Origin of the sequence: Pantoea sp. UBA6567, from assembly GCF_002434165.1 — a bacterium.
GTDB lineage: Bacteria > Pseudomonadota > Gammaproteobacteria > Enterobacterales > Enterobacteriaceae > Pantoea > Pantoea eucrina.
Map to the genome: position 1 here is coordinate 703,438 of NZ_DJJN01000006.1, position 20,090 is coordinate 723,527.

A 20,090-nucleotide genomic window follows, 5' to 3' on the forward strand; every position below is an offset into this window, starting at 1 on the left:
ACCATGGATACCCTCTATTACATCACTGATAACTGGCAGATGCTGCTCGGCCTGACCTGGCAGCACACCTGGCTGGTGCTGGTGGCGGTTGGTTTTGCCATCCTGGCTGGCGTACCGCTGGGCATTTTAATTGTCCGCTTTAAGTGGCTGGCGACACCGGTGCTGGGCGTCGCCACTATTGTACTGACCATTCCGACTATTGCGCTGTTCGGGCTGATGATCCCGTTGTTTTCGCAGATCGGCCAGGGCATCGGCGCCCTGCCCGCCATCACGGCAGTGTTTCTCTATTCGCTGCTGCCTATTGTGCGTAACACCCATACGGCGCTGGAAAACCTGCCCTCCGGACTGCGCGAAGCGGGACGCGGCATCGGTATGACGTTCTGGCAGCGGCTGCGCTGGGTAGAGATCCCGATGGCGCTGCCGGTGATTTTCGGCGGCATCCGCACGGCGGTGGTGATGAACGTCGGCGTTATGGCGATCGCCGCCGTTATCGGTGCAGGCGGTCTCGGACTGCAGCTGCTGGATGGCATCGGCGGTAGCGATGTACGCATGCTTATTGCCGGCGCGCTGATGATATGTCTGCTGGCTATCTTTCTTGACTGGCTGCTGCACCGGCTGCAGCTGGCACTGACCCCGAGGGGGATTCGCTAATGATTAAACTGGAAAACCTGACGAAAACCTTTACCCAGAAGAGTGGCGCGGCCTTCAATGCGGTTGATAACGTCAGCCTGAATGTACCGGCAGGCGAAATGTGCGTGCTGCTCGGCCCTTCCGGCTGCGGCAAAACCACCACGCTGAAGATGATTAACCGGCTGATACCGGCCAGCGGCGGCCAGATTTATATCAACGGAGAGGATACCAGCGGCCAGGATACGGTAACGCTGCGCCGCAACATCGGCTATGTGATCCAGCAGATTGGCCTGTTTCCGAACATGACGATTGAGGAGAATATTACGGTGGTGCCGCGTATGCTGGGCTGGGATAAAAAGCGCTGCCGCGAACGGGCTACGGAGCTGATGAGCATGGTGGCGCTGGACCCGACTAAATTTTTGCATCGCTATCCGCGTGAAATGTCCGGTGGTCAGCAGCAGCGTATTGGCGTTATCCGCGCCCTGGCCGCCGATCCACCGGTATTGCTGATGGATGAGCCGTTTGGCGCCGTCGATCCGATAAACCGCGAAGTAATCCAGAACGAGTTTCTGGAGATGCAGCGACAGCTGAAAAAAACGGTCATGCTGGTCAGCCACGATATTGATGAAGCGCTGAAGCTCGGCGATCGCATTGCGGTGTTTGGTCAGGGAAAAATTGTGCAGTGCGCCAGCCCGGATGAGCTGCTGGCAAAACCTGCTAATGACTTTGTCGGATCCTTCGTTGGTCAGGATCGCACCCTTAAGCGCCTGCTGCTGGTACAGGCGGGCGACGTCACTGACCAGCAGCCCACCATTACCGTACGCCGCAGCACGCCGCTTACAGAGGCCTTTGCCACCATGGATGACAACGATATGCGTTCCGTTACGGTTGTCGATGAGGATGGCAGGCCGCTCGGATTTGTGAAGCGGCGCGAAGCGCGCGGCGCTGCCGGCCAGTGCGGAGAGCTGCTGCACCACTTTCGCGTCACCGGTAAAGCTGAAGAGAACCTGCGCGTGGTGCTGTCAAAGCTGTATGAGCACAATACCGTCTGGATGCCGATTGTCGATGAAGATGGTCGCTACAGCGGCGAAATTTCGCAGGATTACATAGCGGATTATCTCAGTTCTGGCCGGACCCGCCGCCGTCTGAACCCCTGAACGCTGCGTGCGCCGGAAGCGGCGCACGCGTGGCTCGTTAATCGTGTTCTGACACGCTGACGGCTGCGGGTTGTGCCCTGGTAAAGGAAAACGCCGGCCCGGTTAACGCCTCCGGATCGATATAGCGCGTGAGATCGCGCTGCTCAGCGCGCGGCAGATAAGGCAGCTCTCCCAGCAGCGGCGCGGCAAGCCGGTCGCGCAGCACGCTGACAATCTCCGCATAGTGAGCCAAACCCGGATTGATGCGGTTTGCGACCCAGCCTGCCAGCGTCAGGCCATCGTGCGCAATCGCCTCCGCTGTCAGCAGCGCATGATTAATACACCCCGTTTTTATCCCCACGACCAGCACGACCGGCAGCTGCTGCTGCTGTACCCAGCCGGCGAGCGGCTGCCGATCGTTTATCAGGCTGCGCCAGCCGCCTGTGCCCTCCACGATCACATATCCCGCCTGCGTCTGCAGATCGGCCAGATGACGATCCAGCAGCGCGTAATCGATATGCTGCCGTGCCCCCGTTCCGGACGCATCATCGGTCAGAATAACCGGATTAACCGCCGGATAGCTGAGCGTCAGCCCTGACGCCTGCTGCAGCAGTTCTGCATCGCGGTTGCGTAATCCTTCCGGCGTGGCGCGCGCCTCTTTTGCCACAGGTTTAAAACCTGCGGCGCAGATGTTTGCCTGTGCCAGCAATTGCAGCAGCGCGCATGCAACCACTGTTTTTCCTGCTCCGGTATCGGTACCTGTGACAAATAGCGTTTTCACCTGTTCCACTCCTTCCAGTAAGCAGCATGGATAGCCTGCGAAGAAGGCAGTGTAGGTAATTGACGCCGCCGGATGCTTGCGTTAGCGCAAACTTAAGGTGGGCTGTAGTTATCCCTGCAGCAGTTTAATCAGCAGATGACCGTTATAGAGGGCATCTTTGATCAGCGCTGCCGCCCCCAGCGTACCGGGATCGCTCATTAACGCAGGCACCAGCTCCAGATCGCGGCTGTAAGCGGGCAGCGCCTGCTGCCGGATAGTGCTGTTTATGGCGGGGAAAAGTACGTCTGCCGCCTGATTGAGTGGCGAACCGATAAGAATTTTTTGCGGGTTGAAAATATTCACCATCATCGCCAGCATACGCCCGACGTGATGCCCCACGCCGGCAATCGCATCGTGCGCCAGCCGGTCACCCTGCTGCGCAGCGCGGCAGAGGTTTTCCAGCGTCAGCGGCTGCTGATGCAGCGGGCTGTCAGGCTGTAGCGCCAGCCGCTGCTGCGCCAGCTGCAGCAGACTGGAAGTGCTGGCCACGGTCTCCAGGCAGCCGTGATTACCGCAATAGCACTGCTGGCCCCAGGGATCGATCTGGGTATGCCCTATCTCCACCAGCGCACGGCCGCTTTTATGCAGCAGCTGACCGCCACTGATGACCCCTGCGCCTACGGTCTCATCAATAACAATCTGAATAACATCCTGCGCGCCGCGCGATGCGCCAGACTGCGCCTCTGCCAGCGTCCACGCTGAGATGTCATGCTGCACAAACACCGGCAGGCCGGAACGCTGCGCCAGCGTTTCGCCCAGCGGCATATCCTCTACATCATAGCCCGGCATGCGATGAACCACGCCGGAGGCGGCGTTGATAAGACCCGGGGTGGTGATAGCGATAGCTGTCAGACGCTCCAGCCGCTGCTGATGCCGGATAAAGAACGCATCCACCAGCGTCTGCAGCGTCTGCAGCAGCGGCACGTCAGACGTCACGGGCAGCGGCAGGCGATCCTCTTCCAGTGCGCGGCTGCTTAAATCGCGCAGCGTCAGCGTGATTGCGCCGGGCTGAATACGTATCGCCAGATAGTGCCACGCCAGGGTATCGAGCACGAGACCAATCGCCGGACGACCGCGGCTGCCCGGCTCCTGAAACTCCGTTTCCTGCACCAGATGCGCATCCAGCATTTCGCGTACAATTTTAGTAATGCTGGCGGGTGCCAGCTGCGCCCGCCTGGAGAGTTCAATACGTGATATCGGCCCATGCTGGTCAATCAGACGGTAGACTACGCCTGCGTTAGTCTGTTTGATGTGGTCAATATGACCAGGCTGACTCTCCCGATTCACACCCTGCTCCCGGATATTTTCGCGCTTCTAAATAAACATTCGCTATGGTGAGGCACTTTGCCGGAGAGCGTTAACTATTTGGCTGGAAATGTGACTGGTCGCACAGATTGTTCGGCTCCGTCTGCCCTGATTGCGTCAGATTTCAGCGTTTTCCAGCATCAGCGCCTGCATGTTGCGCATCTGGGCGGTGGGTTCCCGCAGCGCTGACCAGACCAGCCACACTTCCGAGCGCGCATCGCTCTCCTCCAGCGGGATCCAGATCAGATCGGCGAGCCGCGCCCGGGCAAACGCAGCGGGCAATACCGAGATCCCCAGCCCGGTCGCTACCAGTCCCAGAATCGTCATCGCCTCACCCGCCTCCTGCGTGATAACCGGGCTGACGTGATAGCGATGCAGCAGGGCCAGAATGTCACCGTAGAGCGCCGTACCGCTCTGCGCGTCAAAGAAGATAAACGGCTCCCCGGTCAGGGCGCGAACGGAGAGGCTGCGGTGCTGCGCCAGCGGATGATCGCGGTGCATCACCGCATATAACGGCTCCCGCAGCAGCAGCTGGTAATGCAGATCTGCCGGCAGCGGCGTATTGCGCATCACACCCAGATCGAGCTGGCCATCAAGCAGCGGCGTCAGCTGCTGGCGGGTGTTGTGCTCCTGCATATGAATATGCACTTCCGGCCAGCGCTGGCGAAAACGAAACAGCGCATCGGAAACCAGTCCGGTAAACGGGGCTGATGAGGTAAAACCGATGCGCAGTTCGCCCTGCTGCCCCTGATGAATGCGTGCCGCCCGGTCAGCGCTCTGGTTTACCTGCAGCAGAATAGCGCGCGCATCCTGCAGAAAAGCGGCACCGGCCGGCGTCAGCTGTACGCTGCGATTGGTGCGCACCAGCAGTCGGGCCTGAATGCTCTGCTCCAGCTGCTGGATCTGCTGGCTGAGCGGCGGCTGAGAAATATTGAGGCGCCGCGCCGCGCGGCCAAAATGCAGCTCCTCAGCGACAGCAATGAAATAGCGCAGGTGACGCAGCTCGATAGCCATATTTTTAACATATCAGTTGAGATGATTAATATATTGTACATCTCATTAACGCCTTTCTACAGTAAATCACTCTCTCTCAATAAGGATATCCTGTGAGCCGCCTTACCTCGCTGATATGGCGTAACCCTATCGACGTCACTGCTGACGCCACCCCGTCCCGCATCGGGCGCGACTCACCGCAGTTCCTGCCGGTGACGCTGGCGCTGTTTTCTGCCGGCCTTGCCACTTTTGCTCTGCTCTACTGCGTCCAGCCTATTCTGCCGGTGCTGTCGCAGCAGTTTGGCATTACGCCGGCGCAAAGCAGCATCTCGCTCTCGCTCTCTACCGGATTGATGGCGCTGGGGCTGCTGTTTACCGGTCCGCTTTCAGACGCTATTGGCCGTAAGCCGGTGATGGTAACGGCGCTGATGCTGGGGGCGCTGTGTACGCTGCTGTCGGCGATGATGCAGAGCTGGCACGCCATTCTGCTGATGCGTGCGCTGATCGGCCTGTCGCTCAGCGGCGTGGCCGCCGTTGGCATGACCTATCTGAGCGAAGAGATGCATCCCCGGGTGGTGGCTTTTTCGATGGGACTCTATATCAGCGGTAACTCCATTGGCGGCATGAGCGGCCGTCTGCTCACCGGGGTGATCACCGATCTCTTTTCCTGGCGAATCGCCATTGGCGTCACCGGCTGCTGCTCGCTGGCGGCGGCGCTGATGTTCTGGAAAATCCTGCCCGCATCGCGTCACTTCCGCCCCGCCTCGCTCCGCCCGCGCCATCTGCTGATCAACTTCCGCCTGCACTGGCGCGACGGCGGGCTGCCGCTGCTGTTTGCCGAAGCCTTTCTGCTGATGGGCGCGTTTGTCACCCTGTTTAACTATATTGGTTACCGGCTGATGAGTGCGCCGTGGACTCTCAGCCAGGCGGTAGTAGGATTACTGTCGCTGGTCTATCTCACCGGCTCATGGAGTTCGCCAAAAGCAGGAGCCCTGACCGGCCGCTTTGGGCGCGCGCCGGTGATGCTGAGCGCTATCGCTATTATGCTGGCCGGACTGCTGCTGACGCTGGCGCCCACCCTGTGGCTGATCGTTCCCGGCATGCTGCTCTTTACCGCCGGTTTTTTTGCCGCTCACGCCGTTGCCAGCGGTTGGGTGGGAACCCGCGCCCGGCGCGCCCGAGGCCAGGCCTCTTCACTCTATCTGTTCAGCTACTATGCCGGATCCAGCCTGGCCGGTACGGCGGGCGGCCTGTTCTGGCATAGTTACGGCTGGCCGGGCGTCACGTTATTTATTACGCTGCTGCTGCTGCTGGCACTGCTCACCGGTTTTCTGCTGCTGCGCCGCCGCCTCTGACCCGCGCTTATGGCCAGGCGGAGCGCCCCGGCTCCGCTTCTGCCACCTTTCTCCAGGTCCACCTGAAACAAAACTGCAATTCATCGTTATAATCTTTTCTATTCCAATAATAGTCAGACGTTTTTTTTACAGCAATGAGGTGGTTAATGGCGCTTTTTTACTATGTTGATAAACATGCCGGGTATAACAATAATCATGTGGTGCACGCAAAAGGCTGCCCGTTCCTCCCTGCCGACCCTGCGCGGCGCTTTCTTGGCACTTTTTATGCGCCGAACGCGGCGATCCAGCAGGCGCGTAAATTCTATCCGGGCGCCATGGGCTGTGAGCACTGCTGCCCGGTGGGTGTAAAAAAAAACCTGACCCCCTGCAATAGCGTGGCCCTGAAACATATGGTGTGACTCTGATAATTCTGGTCTGAAGTCACACTGTTATAAATAAGGGTTACGTCGCCACTCTGTCAGCCCTGAATTCCGCGCTTTTCCCCGTCAGCGGCTGATGCCGGTAATAAACAGAGGAATAAAAAAGCCTTAGCAGGTTTCCATCTGCCGGTTCATCAGCCACAATAGAGATAATTTGTGACGCAGATCACCTTTGAGGCGTCTCTGCTCCCGTTAACCTGCTGTCTGACTAATTTGAACTTCATGCAAACATCTACCGTTTCCCGTAAAACAGCCTGGCTACGCGTTGTCCTGCTGGCCATTGCGGCGTTTGTCTTTAATACCACTGAATTTGTCCCGGTCGGCCTGCTTTCTGATATTGCAGCAAGCTTTACGATGAAAACGGCAGATGTGGGGATCATGCTCACCATTTATGCCTGGGTGGTGGCGCTGCTGTCGCTGCCGCTGATGCTGCTGACGCGCAACGTTGAGCGGCGTCTGCTGCTGGCGGTGCTGTTTATTCTCTTTACCGGCAGCCACGTGCTCTCAGCGTTTGCCTGGGATTTCCGCTCTCTGGTGGTGTCCCGTATCGGGATTGCACTCTCACACGCCGTGTTCTGGTCGATTACTGCCTCGCTGGCTATTCGCGTGGCACCGGCAGGTAAAAAAACGCAGGCGCTGAGTATGCTTGCCACCGGAACCGCACTGGCAATGGTTCTGGGGGTGCCTATCGGGCGCGTAATCGGGCAGTATCTCGGCTGGCGCACCACGTTTGGCATGATTGGCCTCTCGGCGCTGGTGCTGATGATCCTGCTGGTGCGTGTGTTACCGCGTCTGCCCAGCGAGCATACCGGCTCACTCAGCAGCGTGCCGATGCTGTTCCGCCGTCCGGCGCTGGTGACGATGTATCTGCTGGTGACGCTGGTGGTCACGGCGCACTACACCGCTTATAGCTATATTGAGCCCTTTATGCAGGTGGTAGCGAACGCGGATGCCAATTTTACCACCCTGCTGCTGCTGCTGTTCGGCTCTGCGGGCATTCTCGGCAGTATTCTGTTCAGTACGCTGGGTAACCGCTTCCCGTCTGCGATGTTAATCGCTGCTATTGCGCTGATCACGCTCTGTATGGGACTGCTGATTTTTGCAGCGGTGCGCCCGACCGCCATTATTACCCTCTGTATTATCTGGGGCATGGCGATGATGATGATCGGACTGGCGATGCAGGTTCGCGTGCTGTCACTGGCCCCGGATGCCACCGATGTGGCGATGTCGCTCTTCTCCGGTATTTATAATATCGGTATCGGAGCCGGCGCACTGCTCGGCAGCCAGGTCAGCCAGCATCTGCAGCTCTCAGACGTGGGTAACGTCGGGGCGCTGATAGGGCTTTTCTCGCTGTTCTGGTGCGTGGCGATTTTCCGCCGCTATCCGCAGTTACGCTCTAATGGCTGACTGACTGACCGGCAGCTGCAGGGATGCACGCTGCCGGATCCCGCTTTTTGTATTACGCCTCGCATCCTGTCCGTTTTGCCCTTTATAATCCCACTGACTCTCTCCGCAGGGACCGTTATGAACAGTAAACGAGTAACGCTGATTCTGTCGCGCGCCGTCAGCCACGTCATGCTTGAGGATATCCGGGCGATTGTGCCAGCCGCTGCGCTGAGCGTTTTTATCAATACCCTGGATGAAACCCGCTACGCCACGGTTGAGTGCCTGCAGAGCGAAGAGAACTGTGCGCTGCTCGCCTCCGCTATTGTGGTCTGGCGTCAGCTCGGGCAGATTCAGCACATTGACTACCATAAAGGCGATCGCCTGCGGCAGATCGCGGATGCCACGCAGTTTGAACTGTTCAGCATGATGAAAACGCATCGCGCGCTGCTCCGGCTCGCTTAATAAGGATTGCTATGAAGATTGGTTTGCTGTTTCCCATTGCCATTATTGTTGCCGGCGTAACGTTTCTGGCCTGGTTTATCGCCAGCGGTGCAGCGGTGCCGGGGTCGTAAAGCGGCACCGCTGCGGCGGCAGCAGCCGACGTCTGCGCCTTAACGGATATGCTTCTGGCTAAAGAGCAACGCCGCGCCGCTCAGCAGCGACATCGCCATCAGATAATAGCCCGGTGCCAGGCTACTTCCCGTCCAGCTAATCAGCAGCGTGCAAATCAGGGGCGCAAAGCCGCCAAAGAGGGTAACGGCGACGTTATAGCTGATCGCCATGCCGCTGGCGCGCGTGCCCATCGGAAAGAGATCGGCCATCACTGAAGGCACCACGGAGAAGTAGACCGACTTCAGCAGCGCCATCCAGCAGACCAGCAAAATCAGCGTCACCGGCGTGGTATGGTTCGCTAACAGCCGGAACGCCGGCCAGATGGTAACCATTAACAGTATCAGCGATCCCCACATCAGCGGTGCGCGGCCAACGCGCTCCGCCCACAGGCCCATCAGCGGCGTCACCAGCGTCAGGATCACCCCGCCCAGCAGCGTAGCGGTAAAGGCCGCGCTGCCTGAAAGGTGGAGATTTTTGGTCGCCCAGGTCGGCACATAGTTCAGCATGTAGTTAACCGCCGTCGAGGTTACCATCAGGCCAATCGCCAGCAGCATCAGCTGCTTCTGGCGCCCGAACAGACGCTTCAGCGGCGCGGGCTCCGGCGGGCGGTCGGCAAAGCTTGCGGGCTCATGCACATGGCGGCGGATATAGAGACCCAGCGGACCAATCAGCAGCCCAAAGGCAAACGGAATGCGCCAGCCCCACGCCTGCATTTCACTTTCGCTCAGCAGCTGCGTCAGCCCCAGCCCAAACGCAGAGGCCATCAGCGTACTGGCTCCCTGGGTCGCGAACTGCCAGCTGGCAATAAAGGCTTTGCGCTCGGGATAGTGCTCCACCAGAAAGGCCGTCGAGCTGCCAAACTCGCCGCCAGCTGAAAATCCCTGAATCAGCCGCGCTACCAGAATCAGCAGCGGCGCCAGCAGCCCGATGTGCGCATAGCCCGGCATAAAAGTGATGATCGCCCCGCCCAGCATCATCAGATTGATTGAGAGCAGCAGCGCCCGCTTGCGTCCGTGGCGATCGGCGTAGTTACCCAGCACGATTGCCCCCAGCGGACGGATCAGAAATGAGACGCCAAAACTGCCAAAGGTCAGCAGCAGCGAGACCGCCGGATCGCTGACCGGGAAAAAGGCGTGGGCAATATAGCTGGCAAAAAATCCATATACCGCAATATCAAACCACTCCAGGGCGTTGCCGATGCAGGTGGCAAACAGCGTTTTATGCAGCGCAGGTTTACTCCCCGCGAGCGTGGCGGCCGGGTTCAGGCTGCTCATTGTGCACCTCCTGCTCTGGCACGATGCTGTGCAATAAGCGCGTCACCCCGCTCGCCCAGATCCCACAGCAGCGCGGTCATGATCTGCAGCCCTTCGCGCGCCACCGGCGTCAGCAGATGCTCATTGACGCCATGCTGCCCGCAGGCCGGATAGGAGTGCGGCACCCAGAGCGTCGGTAATCCCAGAATGTCCGCAAACACATCGTTCGGCAGCGATCCGCCCAGATTCGGCAGCAGCGCCGGAGGCTGCTCACACAGCGCCGTCATGGTATGCATGATCCACTCCACCAGCGGATCGGTCGGATCAAAACGCGTTGCCGGCGATCCGTGCAGCACCTCAACCTCAACGTCAGTAAAGCCTGCGGCGGCAAGGTGAGCCGTAACGTGCTCGCCCAGCCGCTGCCAGTCGGTTCCCACCACGAAGCGCAGCTGGCATACCGCCGTGGCGCTGGCGGGGATAGCATTCATCGGGCGTGCCGGATTGCCGGTGATAAAGGTCAGCACTTCCAGCGTGTTCCAGCCATAAAGGCGTTCGGCAGGCGTCAGCCCCGGCTCCCCCCAGTTGCAGGCAAGCGCAGGATCGCCCGGCATGCCGCCCACGCGGATGCTGCTCAGGATCGCACGCACCGCGGGCGTCAGAGAGTCAGGTTTCAGCGCGGCGACCTGCAGCTCACCGCGGGCGCTTATCAGTGCTGCGATCGCATGGGCCAGCCGGGTACCGGGGTTACTCAACAGGCCGCCCCAGTTGCCGGAGTGACAGGCGTTGTCGCGCGCGTTGATGGTGAGACGAAAATTTACCGCGCCGCGTGAGCCGAGAAACAGGGTCGGACGGGGTGCGCTGACGCGCGGTCCGTCTGACGCGATAAAGAGATCGGCCTTCAGCAGCGCAGCATGTTCCCGGCAGAGTTCCGCCAGGCCCGGCGAGCTAATCTCCTCACCCATTTCAAACAGCAGTTTGCAGTTAAAGCCGAGCCGGCCGCCCCGCGCGTGCCAGACCTGCTCCAGCGCCGCCAGATTTATGCAGTGCTGGCCTTTATTATCCGCGCTGCCGCGCGCATACCAGCGATCGCCCTCTGCCGTCAGCTGCCAGGGATCCAGATCGGCGCGCCAGTTTTCATCGTCACCAAAGACCACATCGCCGTGACCATAGCTCAGCAGCGTGGGCAGCGTCGCCGCTTCCATACGGATGGCAACCAGGAACGGCGGCTTATCCGCCAGCGGGTTGGCGATAAAGTGCAGCTCAAAACCGAGCGCGCTCAGCTGCGGGCCGATCTCCTCGCGCAGGTAATGCGCCAGCTGCGGCGCACGATCTGGTCGCTGACTCTCCGTGCGCAGCGCCACGCGTCTCGCCAGCAGCTGCTGAAACTCACCGCTGTCGAAGTAGCGCAGCGCGGCTGATATCGCCCGATCTCGTGTCATGTTTGCATCTCTGTTTGCGTTATTGTGCTGACATAGTTACGAAATCACTGCTTTGCCACAATTATCAATTTATCGAGTATGCTTTGCTTTTACAGCAAAGCTTCCCTGCCCGTTTCTGAGGCATGCACTATCATGAGGCACGTCGATGTTAAGCACTGAACTTCGCTATTTTCTGGTGGTTGCCCGGGAAGGATCGCTCAGCGCGGCCAGCGCGCAGCTCTACGTAGCCGTTTCCGCTATCAGTCGTCAGATACAGCGGCTGGAGACGCAGGTTGGCACGCCGCTGTTTCAGCGCCACGCGCGCGGGATGGTGCTGACGGAGGCGGGGGAAATCTTTGCGCATCACGTGCGAAAAACGCAGCTCGATATGGAGTATGCCCTGGCGGAAATCAACGGATTACGTGCGATGCGGCGCACGCTGATCCGCGTGGCCTGTACCGATGGTCTGGCGTTCAGCCTGCTACCGGCTCTGATCGCCGCGTTTCGCGCTGACCACCCGGCCACGCTGTTTGAGGTACAGGTGGCAGACGCACAGGGTGTGGCAGAGCAGCTGCGTCAGGGCGCGTGCGATATTGCGCTGCAGTTCAGCCTGCGTGCTGAACAGGGAGTGGAGGTTATCGGCTCCTGGCCTGCGCCGGTGTTGCTCCTGATGCAGCAGCAGCACCCGCTGGCCGCAGCGTCCGCTATTACGCTGGCGCAGCTCAGCCACTATCCGCTGGCGCTGCCGCAGCAAAATACGACCGTACGCCAGCTGTTTGAACTGGCGAGCCACATGAGCGGCCAGCTGATTGAGCCGGTGTTAACCTGCGACAACTTCTCGGCGCTGTTTAACTTTCTGCTGCAGACGCCGCAGGCGGTGACAATCTGCAGCGCCTTTACCGTACGCGGCCAGACCGGACGGCATCAGCTCGCCCTGCGGAGCATTAATATCGAACAGCTCAGTCAGCGTACACTCCAGCTGCAGGCGCAGTCAGGGCGGCCCCGCAGCGCCGCCCTGACGCTGTTCCTCGCGTTCCTGCAGCAGCAGCTGAGCGCAGAAGATCCAGCGCTTACTGCTTAATATCGACTGGATAGAAGTTGTGCTTGCCAAACGGATCAACCTGATAGCCGCTGACCGACTTGCGCACCGGTTCAAAAATAGTGGAGTGTGCGATCATGACCGCCGGCATCTGGTCATGCATCATCTGCTGCGCTTCCTGATAGAGCGCAACGCGCCGATCATGATCCTGCTCGGCGCGCGCGGCGGTAATGATTTTCTCAAACGGCTGATAGCACCACTTTGACGAGTTGGAGCCGCCATTCGCTGATGTGCAGCTGTAGAGCGGACCAAAGAAGTTATCCGGATCGCCGGTGGCGGTGGTCCAGCCCATCAGCGCCGCCTGATGCTCGCCGCTCTTGACCCGCTTAAGGTATTCGCCCCACTCATAGCTGACGATGCTGGCTTTGATGCCCACCTGCGCCCAGTCCGCCTGAATCATCTCAGCCATCCGGCGCGCGTTGGGATTATAGGGGCGCTGCACCGGCATCGCCCAGAGTGCGATTTCGGTACCGGGTTTGATGCCCGCCTCCTGCAGCAGCGCTTTGGCCTGTTGCGGATCCCAGGCGTAATCTTTCAGCTGCTGATCCGCGCTCCAGACGCCCGGCGGCAGAATGTTTTTCGCTACCGTGCCGGTGCCTTTGAAGATTGCGTCGATAATCGCCTGTTTATTGATGGCCATTGCGAGCGCCTGGCGCACCTTCACATTATCCAGCGGCGCTTTGGTGGTGTTAAACGAGAGAAAACCGGTGTTCAGGCCCGACTTCTGCTCCAGCGTCAGATCGGGATTGTTGCGCATCTTATCGAGATCGGCCGGATTCGGGAACGGCATAACCTGGCACTCATTTTTCTCCAGCTTCGCCAGTCGCACCGAGGCGTCCGGCGTGATTGAAAATATCAGCCGATCCAGTTTTGCTTTGCCCTGCCAGTAAGCCGGGAACGCCTTATACAGAATGCGTGAATCTTTCTGATACTGCACCAGCTCAAACGGGCCGGTGCCAATCGGCTGCATATCAACCTTTTCCGGCGTGCCCGCCTTCAGCATTTTGTCCGCATACTCGGCGGAATGAATGGAGGCGAAATACCACGCCAGATCGGCGAGAAAAGGCGCTTCCGGGTGCGCCAGCGTGATACGCACGGTGTGATCATCTACGCGGTCAATGGCGGTGATGAGTTTTGCCAGCTCCAGGCTCTCAAAGTTCGCGTAGTTGCCGCCGGATACGGTGTGATAGGGATTTTTTGCATCCATCTGCCGCATAAAAGAAAAAATCACGTCGTCCGCATTGAAGTCGCGTCCCGGCGTGAAGAGTTTATTGCTGTGGAATTTTACGCCTTTGCGCAGATGGAAGGTGTAAACCCTGCCATCGGGGCTGATCTCCCAGCGTTCTGCCAGCGCAGGCTGTAAATCGGTCGTGCCGGGACGGAAGTCCACCAACCGGTCAAACAGCGGTACGGCGCTGGCATCCACACTGGTGCCGGAGGTATAAAGCTGCGGGTTAAAGTTTTCCGGGGAGCCTTCAGAACAGTAAACCAGCGTCTTCGCGGATACGCTGCCCGCCACAGCCACGCCCAGCAGGCTTAGCGCCAGTTTGCTCATCATCATTTTCATACTGTTTCTCGCTTTTTATTGACTTATGTTGGTCTGCATCGCTATTTATTTCATTGATAACATGTTTTCACCGCCAGGCGTATCACCTGCGGACCCTTACTGATAAGGAATTGTGATGACAGACCAGCTTGCCCGGGAACTGACCCGGCGGTTTTATCGTTATCTGGCGGTCTCCAGCCAGAGTGATGCAAAGTCCACCACCCTGCCCAGTACGCCCTCTCAGCATGAGATGGCTGCGCTGCTGGCACAGGAGCTGCGAGACCTGGGGCTGCAGCAGGTCGAGATTGACCAGCACGCCACCGTAACCGCCGTTAAGCCCGGCAACACGCCTGGCGCACCCCGTATCGGTTTTATTACCCATATCGATACCGTGGACGTTGGCCTCTCGCCCGATATCCATCCGCAAAAGCTGACCTTTACCGGCGACGACCTCTGTCTTAATGCTGAGCAGCAAATCTGGCTGCGCGTGGCGGAACATCCGGAGATCCTGCCTTACCGCGGTCAGGAGATTATTTTCAGCGACGGCACCAGCGTGCTGGGTGCCGATAACAAAGCTGCGGTAAGCGTGGTGATGACGCTCATGGCGAATCTGCAGGGCGCGCACGGCGATGTCGTGGTCGCGTTTGTGCCGGACGAAGAGATTGGGCTGCGCGGTGCCAAAGCGCTGGACCTTGAGCGGCGTTTTAACGTCGATTTCGCCTGGACCATCGACTGCTGTGAGCTGGGAGAGGTGGTCTATGAATGCTTCAACGGCGCCAGCGCTGAGCTGGTGTTTAGCGGCGTGCCGGCGCATCCGATGTCAGGGAAAGGGGTGCTGGTCAATCCGCTGCTGATGGCGCATGATTTTATCAGCTGTTTTGATCGCCAGGCGACGCCGGAACAGACCGAGGGCCGCGAAGGCTATATCTGGTTTAATGAGATGCAGGCGAACGCCAGCCAGGCGGTGCTGAAAGCCTCCATTCGTGATTTCGATCTGCAGGGTTTTGCCGCGAAGAAACAGCAGCTGGCAACGGTTGCCGAACAGATTGCCGCCCGCTATCCCACCGGCAAGGTGGCGCTGACGATCGGCGACGTTTACAGCAATATCAGCAATGCGATTGGTGAAGATCGCCGCGCCATCGATCTGCTGTTTGCCGCGCTGGCGCAGGCTGGCGTGACGCCGAAAGTGATCCCGATGCGCGGTGGCACCGATGGCTCTGCGCTGTCAGCGAAAGGTCTGCTGACGCCTAACTTTTTTACCGGCGCGCACAATTTTCATTCGCGCTTTGAGTTTCTGCCGATCCCCTCGTTTGTGAAGTCGTATCAGGTGGCGGAGGCGCTGTGCGCGCTGGCTGCCAGGCCAGCCTGACAGAGGGCAGGCGTTGCGCCTGCCCGCTCTTTATCAGGGCTGTTTGCTGGCGGTCACGTCAATGCCCGGAAAATATTTGGCTGCCAGCCGGGTCACGGTGCCGTCCGCCTGAACCTTGCTGATAGCTTCATCCAGCGCCGTTTTCAGCTGGCTGTCGCCTTTGCGCAGTCCATAACCGATGCCGGTGCCCAGGATAGCGTCATCCTCAACCGGTCCGCCGGCAAAGGCAAAACCTTTCCCCTGCGGCTTATCCAGGAAGCCGGACTGCCCGGCCGCCGACATCACCAGCGTGCCGTCCAGACGACCGGCGACCATATCGTTATAGACCTGGTTCTGATCCTGATAGGACGTTACCGTCACGCCCTGAGGCTCCCAGTGTTTCTTCGCATAGGTCTCCTGAATAGAGCCCTGCAGCACGCCGACCGATTTGCCTTTCAGCGCGTCTGCTGAAGGCTGCAGCTTCTCGCCCGCTTTCACAATCAGCATGCTGGGAATACGGTAAATCGGTTTGGTGAAATCGATGCTTTTTGCCCGCGCCTCGGTGATGTTCATCGCGGAGTTAATCGCATCAAACTTTTTCGCCTGCAGCGCCGGGATCAGCGCATCAAAGCTGCTCTCCACCCAGCTGCAATTGAAGTTGCCGGTTTTACAGATGGCGTTACCCAGCTCAATATCAAAGCCTTCCAGCTCGCCGTGGGCGTTGCGGCTCTCAAACGGCGGGTATTGTGACTCTACGCCATAGCGCAGGCTGGTCTGCGCCAGCGTCTGTGCCGATGCGATCATGCCCAGTGCAATAAACAGCGCGTTCAGTTTTTTCATTATATGTCCTCTTTTACCCTGTAACCCGGCAGAGCGCAGCTGCGCCCGCCTCAAGTGTGGCGTCATCTTTAGCAAACGAAAGACGGATTAATCGGTTATCGGTGCCATCTGAATAAAACGCTGAGAGCGGAATGGTCGCCACGCCGTAATCAACGATAAGACGTTTTACCATTTCGCTGTCGCTCTCGTCACTGAAATCGCGAAAGCTCGCCAGCATAAAAAAGGATCCGCTGGCGGGCAGCAGCCTGAACGGTGACGCCTGCAGCAGCGTGGCCAGCCGGTCGCGCTTTGCCTGATAGAGCGCAGCGAGCTGCAGATAGTGCTCCGGCTGCGCGAGATAGCAGGCAAACCCCGCCTGCATCGGCGTGTCTGCCGCGTACATCATGAACTGATGGATCTTGACGATTTCTGCCATGATAGCAGCCGGTGCCAGCGCGTAGCCAACCCGCCAGCCGGTGACGTGAAAGGTTTTGCCAAATGACGAGACGATAACGCTGCGCTGCGCCAGTTCCGGATGGGTCGCCATACCGCAATGCTGACGGCCATCAAACAGAATATGCTCATACACCTCATCTGACAGCACAATAATATCGGTGTTGCGCGTCAGCTGCGCCAGCGCGCTCAGGTCTGCCGGCGTCAGCACCTGTCCGGTCGGATTATGCGGCGTATTAATAATGATCATGCGGGTACGCGGTGAGAGACGGGCGCGTACCTCATCCCAGTTAGTGGCAAAATCGGGCTGCTGCAGCTTGATCCCTACCGGCGTGGCGCCCTGCAGGCGCACCACCGGCGCATAGCTGTCGAAGGCTGGCTCAAAAAAAATCACTTCATCGCCTGCGTGCACCAGGGCTGAAATCGCCATATAGAGCCCCTGGCTGGCGCTGCCGGTGATCAGCACTTCGCTGTCAGCATCATAATGCTGGCCATAAAGCGTGCGCACTTTTTCCGCCAGCGCGTTTTTCAGCGCCGGCAGGCCTGTCATCGGCGCGTACTGATTCTGGCCGTCGTGCATCGCCTGCGCCACCAGCTCCACCAGCAGCGGATCGCAGGGAAAATTGGGGGCGCCCTGCGACAGGTTAATCGCCTGATGGCGGGCCGAGAGCTGACCGATCACGCTAAAGATCGTGGTGCCCACATCGGGCTGTTTTGAACAGAGAGAAACTGGCGTGGTGATGCTCATTGCTGCGGCCTCGCTGACTGACAGAGTAAGATTGAAAGATCAGATCGTTATTCAACGCATAGCGCCTTGAGACGACAAGCGAATTGTCGTCATAATAGCCATGAGAAAATTGCATAGCTGAGGATGTTATGGCCTGTTCTGCTCCTCCCCTGACAGCGATTAACGCGTTTCTGGTGACGGCGCGCTGTCTCAATCTGACGCATGCGGCGCGCGAGCTGTACCTGACGCAGAGTGCGGTAAGCCGCAAAGTTGCCACGCTGGAAAACTGGCTGGGCTTTGCGCTGTTTCAGCGCCATGCGCGTGGCCTGCGGCTGACTGAACGCGGCGCGGCGCTGCTGCCGGAGCTGCAGCAGAGCTATCAGCAGCTGCTGGCGGTAACGGAACGGGCGCGCCAGCCGTCGCAGACGCTGCGGCTGAAAGCGCCCAGCTGCATTATGCGCTGGCTGCTCCCGCGCCTGATTGCGTTTGAACAGCGCTACCCGGCAACGCATGTCGCGCTGACCACGACCCAGGAGCATCTCTCTCAGCTGGAGGAGTTCGATGCGGCGATTGTTTATGGTCTGCCGCCACCCGATGCGCTGCGGCTGTTTGATGAGCGTCTGACGCCGGTGCTGGCCGCCGGGATGGCGATCCCGCAGCGAATTGAAGAGATGAGCGCGCTGACGTTTCTGCATCCGACGCCAGACCGGCGTGACTGGCAGCACTGGCTGCAGCAGCAGCGGATTGAGCTGGTGATGCAGCGTAATCAGCATTTTGCCACGATGGATCTCGCTATCAGTGCGGCAATACAGGGGTTTGGTATTACGGTGGCGGATATCACGCTGATTGAAAACGATCTGCTGGCGCAGCGCCTGGTGACGCCGTTCCCCGGCAGCGTGGCAACCGGGGCGGCGTACAGTTTACTGCAGCGTCAGGATAAGCGCGCCCCGCCGCTGCTCGCTGAGCTGGTGTCGTGGCTCAGCCGTGCCTAAAAAGCGACCCACTCCTCACTGGCTGCGGGTTTCGCCGCCGGCGTAGCGCCAGCCAGCGCCGGACGACGCAGCGGAGCAGCGGAAACCGGCGGCGCATGATGAACCGGCGCGGCGGCAGAGAGGCGGAAACGCGCGACGGAGAGCTGCAGCGCTTCCGTCTGCCGCTCCAGCGCGCTCGCCGCCGCAGAGACCTGCTCAACCAGCGAGGCGTTCTGCTGCGTCACGCTGTCCATCTCCGTGACTGCGGTGCCAACCTGCGAGATCCCTTTACTCTGCTCTTCGGAGGCCGCGGCGATCTGCTTCATAATTTCGCTGACATCCTGCACGGACGTCAGGATCTGATCCATCGTGGTGCCGGCGCTGCTTACCAGCACGGAGCCTTTGTCCACCCGCTCCACCGAGTCGGCAATCAGGCTGGCAATCTCTTTTGCGGCTCCGGCGCTGCGCTGTGCCAGATTGCGCACCTCGCTGGCCACTACGGCAAAGCCGCGCCCCTGCTCACCGGCACGCGCCGCTTCAACTGCCGCATTGAGCGCCAGGATATTGGTCTGGAAAGCGATGCTGTTGATGACGCTGGTAATTTCAGCAATTTTCTTCGAGCTGCCGGAAATGCCCTGCATCGTGGCAACCACTTCGCCTACCAGCTGACCACCCTGCTGCGCGGTGCCGGTCGCGGTATCAGCCAGCGCGCTGGCCTGACGGGCGTTATCGGCGTTGAGTTTCACCGTCGCGGTGAGTTGCTCCATGCTGGCCGCGGTCTGTTCCAGCGCGGCCGCCTGCTCTTCGGTGCGTGAAGAGAGGTCATTGTTGCCGGCGGAGATTTCCGACGCGCCGCGGTAGATATTATCTGTCCCGCTGCGGATAGCGCTGACGGCATCGCGCAGGCTCTCCTGCATGGCGCGCAGCAGCGGTATCAGTTTGCCCACGCAGTTGCGGCCTGCATCCTCCATTGGCTGGCTGAGATCGCCCTGCGCGATCAGCGTAAAGTGCTCGCGGATCCGCGCCAGCGGCCTGACCAGCATGCTCACCAGATACCTGTCCGTAAACAGCAGGATCAGCAGACCTGCCGCCACCGCCATCACGATGATGACTTTGGTCATGCCTGTCAGCCGGTCTACCGTGACCCGTGTTGCATCCAGTTTGCTGCCCGCGGACTGATTAAAGGTTTCGGCAGTGGCGCCAAACGCGCGGCTCAGCGCCGGCGTCACGCCGGTCGCCTGCGCTTTGTACGCTTCAGGCGTGCCCTGGCGCGCCAGCGCGACCTGCGGCGCAATGCCCTCATCCAGCAGTTTCTGCCAGCTGTTGATTACGCTCTGCGCTGTTGCCGGATCCATCGGACCGGGTGCCATCGCTTTAAACTGATCCAGCTGCGCTTTCATGCTGCTGAGCGCCTGCTCAACGGGGGCAAAGGCTTCTGTGCTGATTGCCGCGCCGGCGGTACGGCTCTCCATCACGCGCGACAGACGCGTTACTACCCGAAAATATTGATCGTTGCCTTTGCTCAGCACCGTCATCTGATTCACCAGCTGGCGATCGACCTCATTGCCTTTCCCCAGCGCATTCAGCGCATAAACGCTGAACAGACCGACGCCGCACCACAGCAGGCAAAACAGCCCGAGCAGCGCCAGTAAAACCGCGCGAATCGTAAAATTTTTAAAGATACCCATACCTGTTCCCCTGGATTGATACGCGTTATCGCCCGATAAAATCGGGCATATTGCGGTTATCGGCAGCAGGCAGGGAAAATGTAACCGTTTTGTAAGCTAAATAAGCGCCAGC

At 59.4% G+C, this 20,090-nt stretch carries 19 protein-coding genes; 10 read left to right on the plus strand and 9 right to left on the minus strand.

The window, feature by feature from the left end; genetic code table 11:
• The first annotated feature begins 3 nt into the window (after positions 1 to 3).
• On the plus strand, positions 4 to 651 hold the full coding sequence (osmW, locus tag B4M48_RS09280) for an osmoprotectant ABC transporter permease OsmW (RefSeq protein WP_039384394.1): 648 nt from the start codon (positions 4 to 6) through the stop codon (positions 649 to 651).
• Positions 651 to 1,787: an osmoprotectant ABC transporter ATP-binding protein OsmV gene (osmV, locus tag B4M48_RS09285; protein WP_039384396.1), complete on the plus strand. Its 1,137-nt coding sequence runs from the start codon at positions 651 to 653 to the stop codon at positions 1,785 to 1,787. The genes osmW and osmV overlap by 1 nt, the downstream gene beginning before the upstream one ends.
• Positions 1,788 to 1,824: 37 nt before the next feature.
• Here osmV and bioD read toward each other — a convergent pair whose 3' ends face one another.
• The 3 genes from bioD to B4M48_RS09300 form a co-directional block, all read right to left on the minus strand.
• On the minus strand, positions 1,825 to 2,547 hold the full coding sequence (bioD, locus tag B4M48_RS09290) for a dethiobiotin synthase (RefSeq protein ID WP_052246494.1): 723 nt from the start codon (positions 2,545 to 2,547) through the stop codon (positions 1,825 to 1,827).
• Between the two features lie 108 nt (positions 2,548 to 2,655).
• Positions 2,656 to 3,873, minus strand: coding sequence for a sugar metabolism global transcriptional regulator Mlc (gene mlc, locus B4M48_RS09295; protein WP_094110910.1), 1,218 nt, complete (start codon positions 3,871 to 3,873; stop codon positions 2,656 to 2,658).
• Between the two features lie 135 nt (positions 3,874 to 4,008).
• Positions 4,009 to 4,905 carry a LysR family transcriptional regulator gene (locus B4M48_RS09300; RefSeq protein ID WP_039384400.1) on the minus strand — a complete coding sequence of 299 codons (897 nt, stop codon included), beginning with the start codon at positions 4,903 to 4,905 and terminating at the stop codon, positions 4,009 to 4,011.
• Between the two features lie 128 nt (positions 4,906 to 5,033).
• On the opposite strand from B4M48_RS09300, the gene B4M48_RS09305 reads away from it, so the two are divergent.
• The 5 genes from B4M48_RS09305 (at position 5,034) to B4M48_RS09325 (ending at position 8,616) form a co-directional block, all read left to right on the plus strand.
• Entirely contained in the window at positions 5,034 to 6,239 is a 1,206-nt protein-coding gene (locus B4M48_RS09305) for an MFS transporter (protein ID WP_223811754.1), read from the plus strand.
• Positions 6,240 to 6,385: 146 nt separating this feature from the next.
• Positions 6,386 to 6,637: a hypothetical protein gene (locus B4M48_RS09310; RefSeq protein WP_071668833.1), complete on the plus strand. Its 252-nt coding sequence runs from the start codon at positions 6,386 to 6,388 to the stop codon at positions 6,635 to 6,637.
• A 243-nt stretch (positions 6,638 to 6,880) separates the two neighbouring features.
• Complete coding sequence (locus B4M48_RS09315; RefSeq protein WP_039385944.1) at positions 6,881 to 8,065, plus strand: sugar transporter; 1,185 nt, start codon at positions 6,881 to 6,883, stop codon at positions 8,063 to 8,065.
• A 117-nt stretch (positions 8,066 to 8,182) separates the two neighbouring features.
• On the plus strand, positions 8,183 to 8,506 hold the full coding sequence (locus B4M48_RS09320) for a hypothetical protein (RefSeq protein WP_039384405.1): 324 nt from the start codon (positions 8,183 to 8,185) through the stop codon (positions 8,504 to 8,506).
• A gap of 11 nt (positions 8,507 to 8,517) precedes the next feature.
• Positions 8,518 to 8,616, plus strand: coding sequence for a YoaK family small membrane protein (locus B4M48_RS09325; RefSeq protein WP_139239671.1), 99 nt, complete (start codon positions 8,518 to 8,520; stop codon positions 8,614 to 8,616).
• Between the two features lie 39 nt (positions 8,617 to 8,655).
• On the opposite strand, the gene B4M48_RS09330 is transcribed toward B4M48_RS09325, so the two are convergent.
• Positions 8,656 to 9,930, minus strand: coding sequence for an MFS transporter (locus B4M48_RS09330; RefSeq protein ID WP_250340938.1), 1,275 nt, complete (start codon positions 9,928 to 9,930; stop codon positions 8,656 to 8,658).
• Complete coding sequence (locus tag B4M48_RS09335; protein ID WP_071668835.1) at positions 9,927 to 11,348, minus strand: M20 family metallopeptidase; 1,422 nt, start codon at positions 11,346 to 11,348, stop codon at positions 9,927 to 9,929. Before B4M48_RS09335 ends, B4M48_RS09330 begins: the two co-directional genes overlap by 4 nt.
• A gap of 145 nt (positions 11,349 to 11,493) precedes the next feature.
• On the opposite strand from B4M48_RS09335, the gene B4M48_RS09340 reads away from it, so the two are divergent.
• Positions 11,494 to 12,408, plus strand: coding sequence for a LysR family transcriptional regulator (locus B4M48_RS09340; RefSeq protein WP_071668836.1), 915 nt, complete (start codon positions 11,494 to 11,496; stop codon positions 12,406 to 12,408).
• Here B4M48_RS09340 and B4M48_RS09345 read toward each other — a convergent pair.
• Entirely contained in the window at positions 12,398 to 13,984 is a 1,587-nt protein-coding gene (locus B4M48_RS09345) for an ABC transporter substrate-binding protein (RefSeq protein WP_175540471.1), read from the minus strand. The two genes, B4M48_RS09340 and B4M48_RS09345, sit on opposite strands and share 11 nt — an antisense overlap.
• A 124-nt stretch (positions 13,985 to 14,108) precedes the next feature.
• On the opposite strand from B4M48_RS09345, the gene pepT reads away from it, so the two are divergent.
• A complete protein-coding gene (gene pepT, locus B4M48_RS09350) occupies positions 14,109 to 15,341 on the plus strand; it encodes a peptidase T (protein ID WP_071668838.1) in 1,233 nt (410 codons plus the stop codon).
• Positions 15,342 to 15,374: 33 nt separating this feature from the next.
• Here pepT and B4M48_RS09355 read toward each other — a convergent pair whose 3' ends face one another.
• The gene (locus tag B4M48_RS09355; RefSeq protein WP_039384421.1) at positions 15,375 to 16,160 is read right to left on the minus strand and encodes a transporter substrate-binding domain-containing protein; all 786 of its coding nucleotides are present in this window, start codon (positions 16,158 to 16,160) and stop codon (positions 15,375 to 15,377) included.
• A 13-nt stretch (positions 16,161 to 16,173) separates the two neighbouring features.
• The gene (locus tag B4M48_RS09360) at positions 16,174 to 17,340 is read right to left on the minus strand and encodes a methionine aminotransferase (protein ID WP_288656476.1); all 1,167 of its coding nucleotides are present in this window, start codon (positions 17,338 to 17,340) and stop codon (positions 16,174 to 16,176) included.
• A 128-nt stretch (positions 17,341 to 17,468) separates the two neighbouring features.
• On the opposite strand from B4M48_RS09360, the gene B4M48_RS09365 reads away from it, so the two are divergent.
• Positions 17,469 to 18,311, plus strand: coding sequence for a LysR substrate-binding domain-containing protein (locus B4M48_RS09365; protein ID WP_039384425.1), 843 nt, complete (start codon positions 17,469 to 17,471; stop codon positions 18,309 to 18,311).
• On the opposite strand, the gene B4M48_RS09370 is transcribed toward B4M48_RS09365, so the two are convergent.
• On the minus strand, positions 18,308 to 19,978 hold the full coding sequence (locus tag B4M48_RS09370; protein ID WP_039384427.1) for a methyl-accepting chemotaxis protein: 1,671 nt from the start codon (positions 19,976 to 19,978) through the stop codon (positions 18,308 to 18,310). The genes B4M48_RS09365 and B4M48_RS09370 overlap by 4 nt on opposite strands.
• Between the last annotated feature and the right edge of the window lie 112 nt (positions 19,979 to 20,090).

Bases quoted from the DNA above. Each gene is read 5' to 3' on its own strand.
- osmW (WP_039384394.1), top strand. From the start codon at position 4: ATGGATACCCTCTATTACATCACTGATAACTGGCAGATGCTGCTCGGC.
- osmV (WP_039384396.1), top strand. From the start codon at position 651: ATGATTAAACTGGAAAACCTGACGAAAACCTTTACCCAGAAGAGTGGC.
- B4M48_RS09300 (WP_039384400.1), bottom strand. From the start codon at position 4,905: ATGGCTATCGAGCTGCGTCACCTGCGCTATTTCATTGCTGTCGCTGAG.
- B4M48_RS09310 (WP_071668833.1), top strand. From the start codon at position 6,386: ATGGCGCTTTTTTACTATGTTGATAAACATGCCGGGTATAACAATAAT.
- B4M48_RS09315 (WP_039385944.1), top strand. From the start codon at position 6,881: ATGCAAACATCTACCGTTTCCCGTAAAACAGCCTGGCTACGCGTTGTC.
- B4M48_RS09320 (WP_039384405.1), top strand. From the start codon at position 8,183: ATGAACAGTAAACGAGTAACGCTGATTCTGTCGCGCGCCGTCAGCCAC.
- B4M48_RS09325 (WP_139239671.1), top strand. From the start codon at position 8,518: ATGAAGATTGGTTTGCTGTTTCCCATTGCCATTATTGTTGCCGGCGTA.
- B4M48_RS09330 (WP_250340938.1), bottom strand. From the start codon at position 9,930: ATGAGCAGCCTGAACCCGGCCGCCACGCTCGCGGGGAGTAAACCTGCG.
- B4M48_RS09335 (WP_071668835.1), bottom strand. From the start codon at position 11,348: ATGACACGAGATCGGGCGATATCAGCCGCGCTGCGCTACTTCGACAGC.
- B4M48_RS09340 (WP_071668836.1), top strand. From the start codon at position 11,494: ATGTTAAGCACTGAACTTCGCTATTTTCTGGTGGTTGCCCGGGAAGGA.
- B4M48_RS09345 (WP_175540471.1), bottom strand. From the start codon at position 13,984: ATGATGAGCAAACTGGCGCTAAGCCTGCTGGGCGTGGCTGTGGCGGGC.
- pepT (WP_071668838.1), top strand. From the start codon at position 14,109: ATGACAGACCAGCTTGCCCGGGAACTGACCCGGCGGTTTTATCGTTAT.
- B4M48_RS09355 (WP_039384421.1), bottom strand. From the start codon at position 16,160: ATGAAAAAACTGAACGCGCTGTTTATTGCACTGGGCATGATCGCATCG.
- B4M48_RS09360 (WP_288656476.1), bottom strand. From the start codon at position 17,340: ATGAGCATCACCACGCCAGTTTCTCTCTGTTCAAAACAGCCCGATGTG.
- B4M48_RS09365 (WP_039384425.1), top strand. From the start codon at position 17,469: ATGGCCTGTTCTGCTCCTCCCCTGACAGCGATTAACGCGTTTCTGGTG.
- B4M48_RS09370 (WP_039384427.1), bottom strand. From the start codon at position 19,978: ATGGGTATCTTTAAAAATTTTACGATTCGCGCGGTTTTACTGGCGCTG.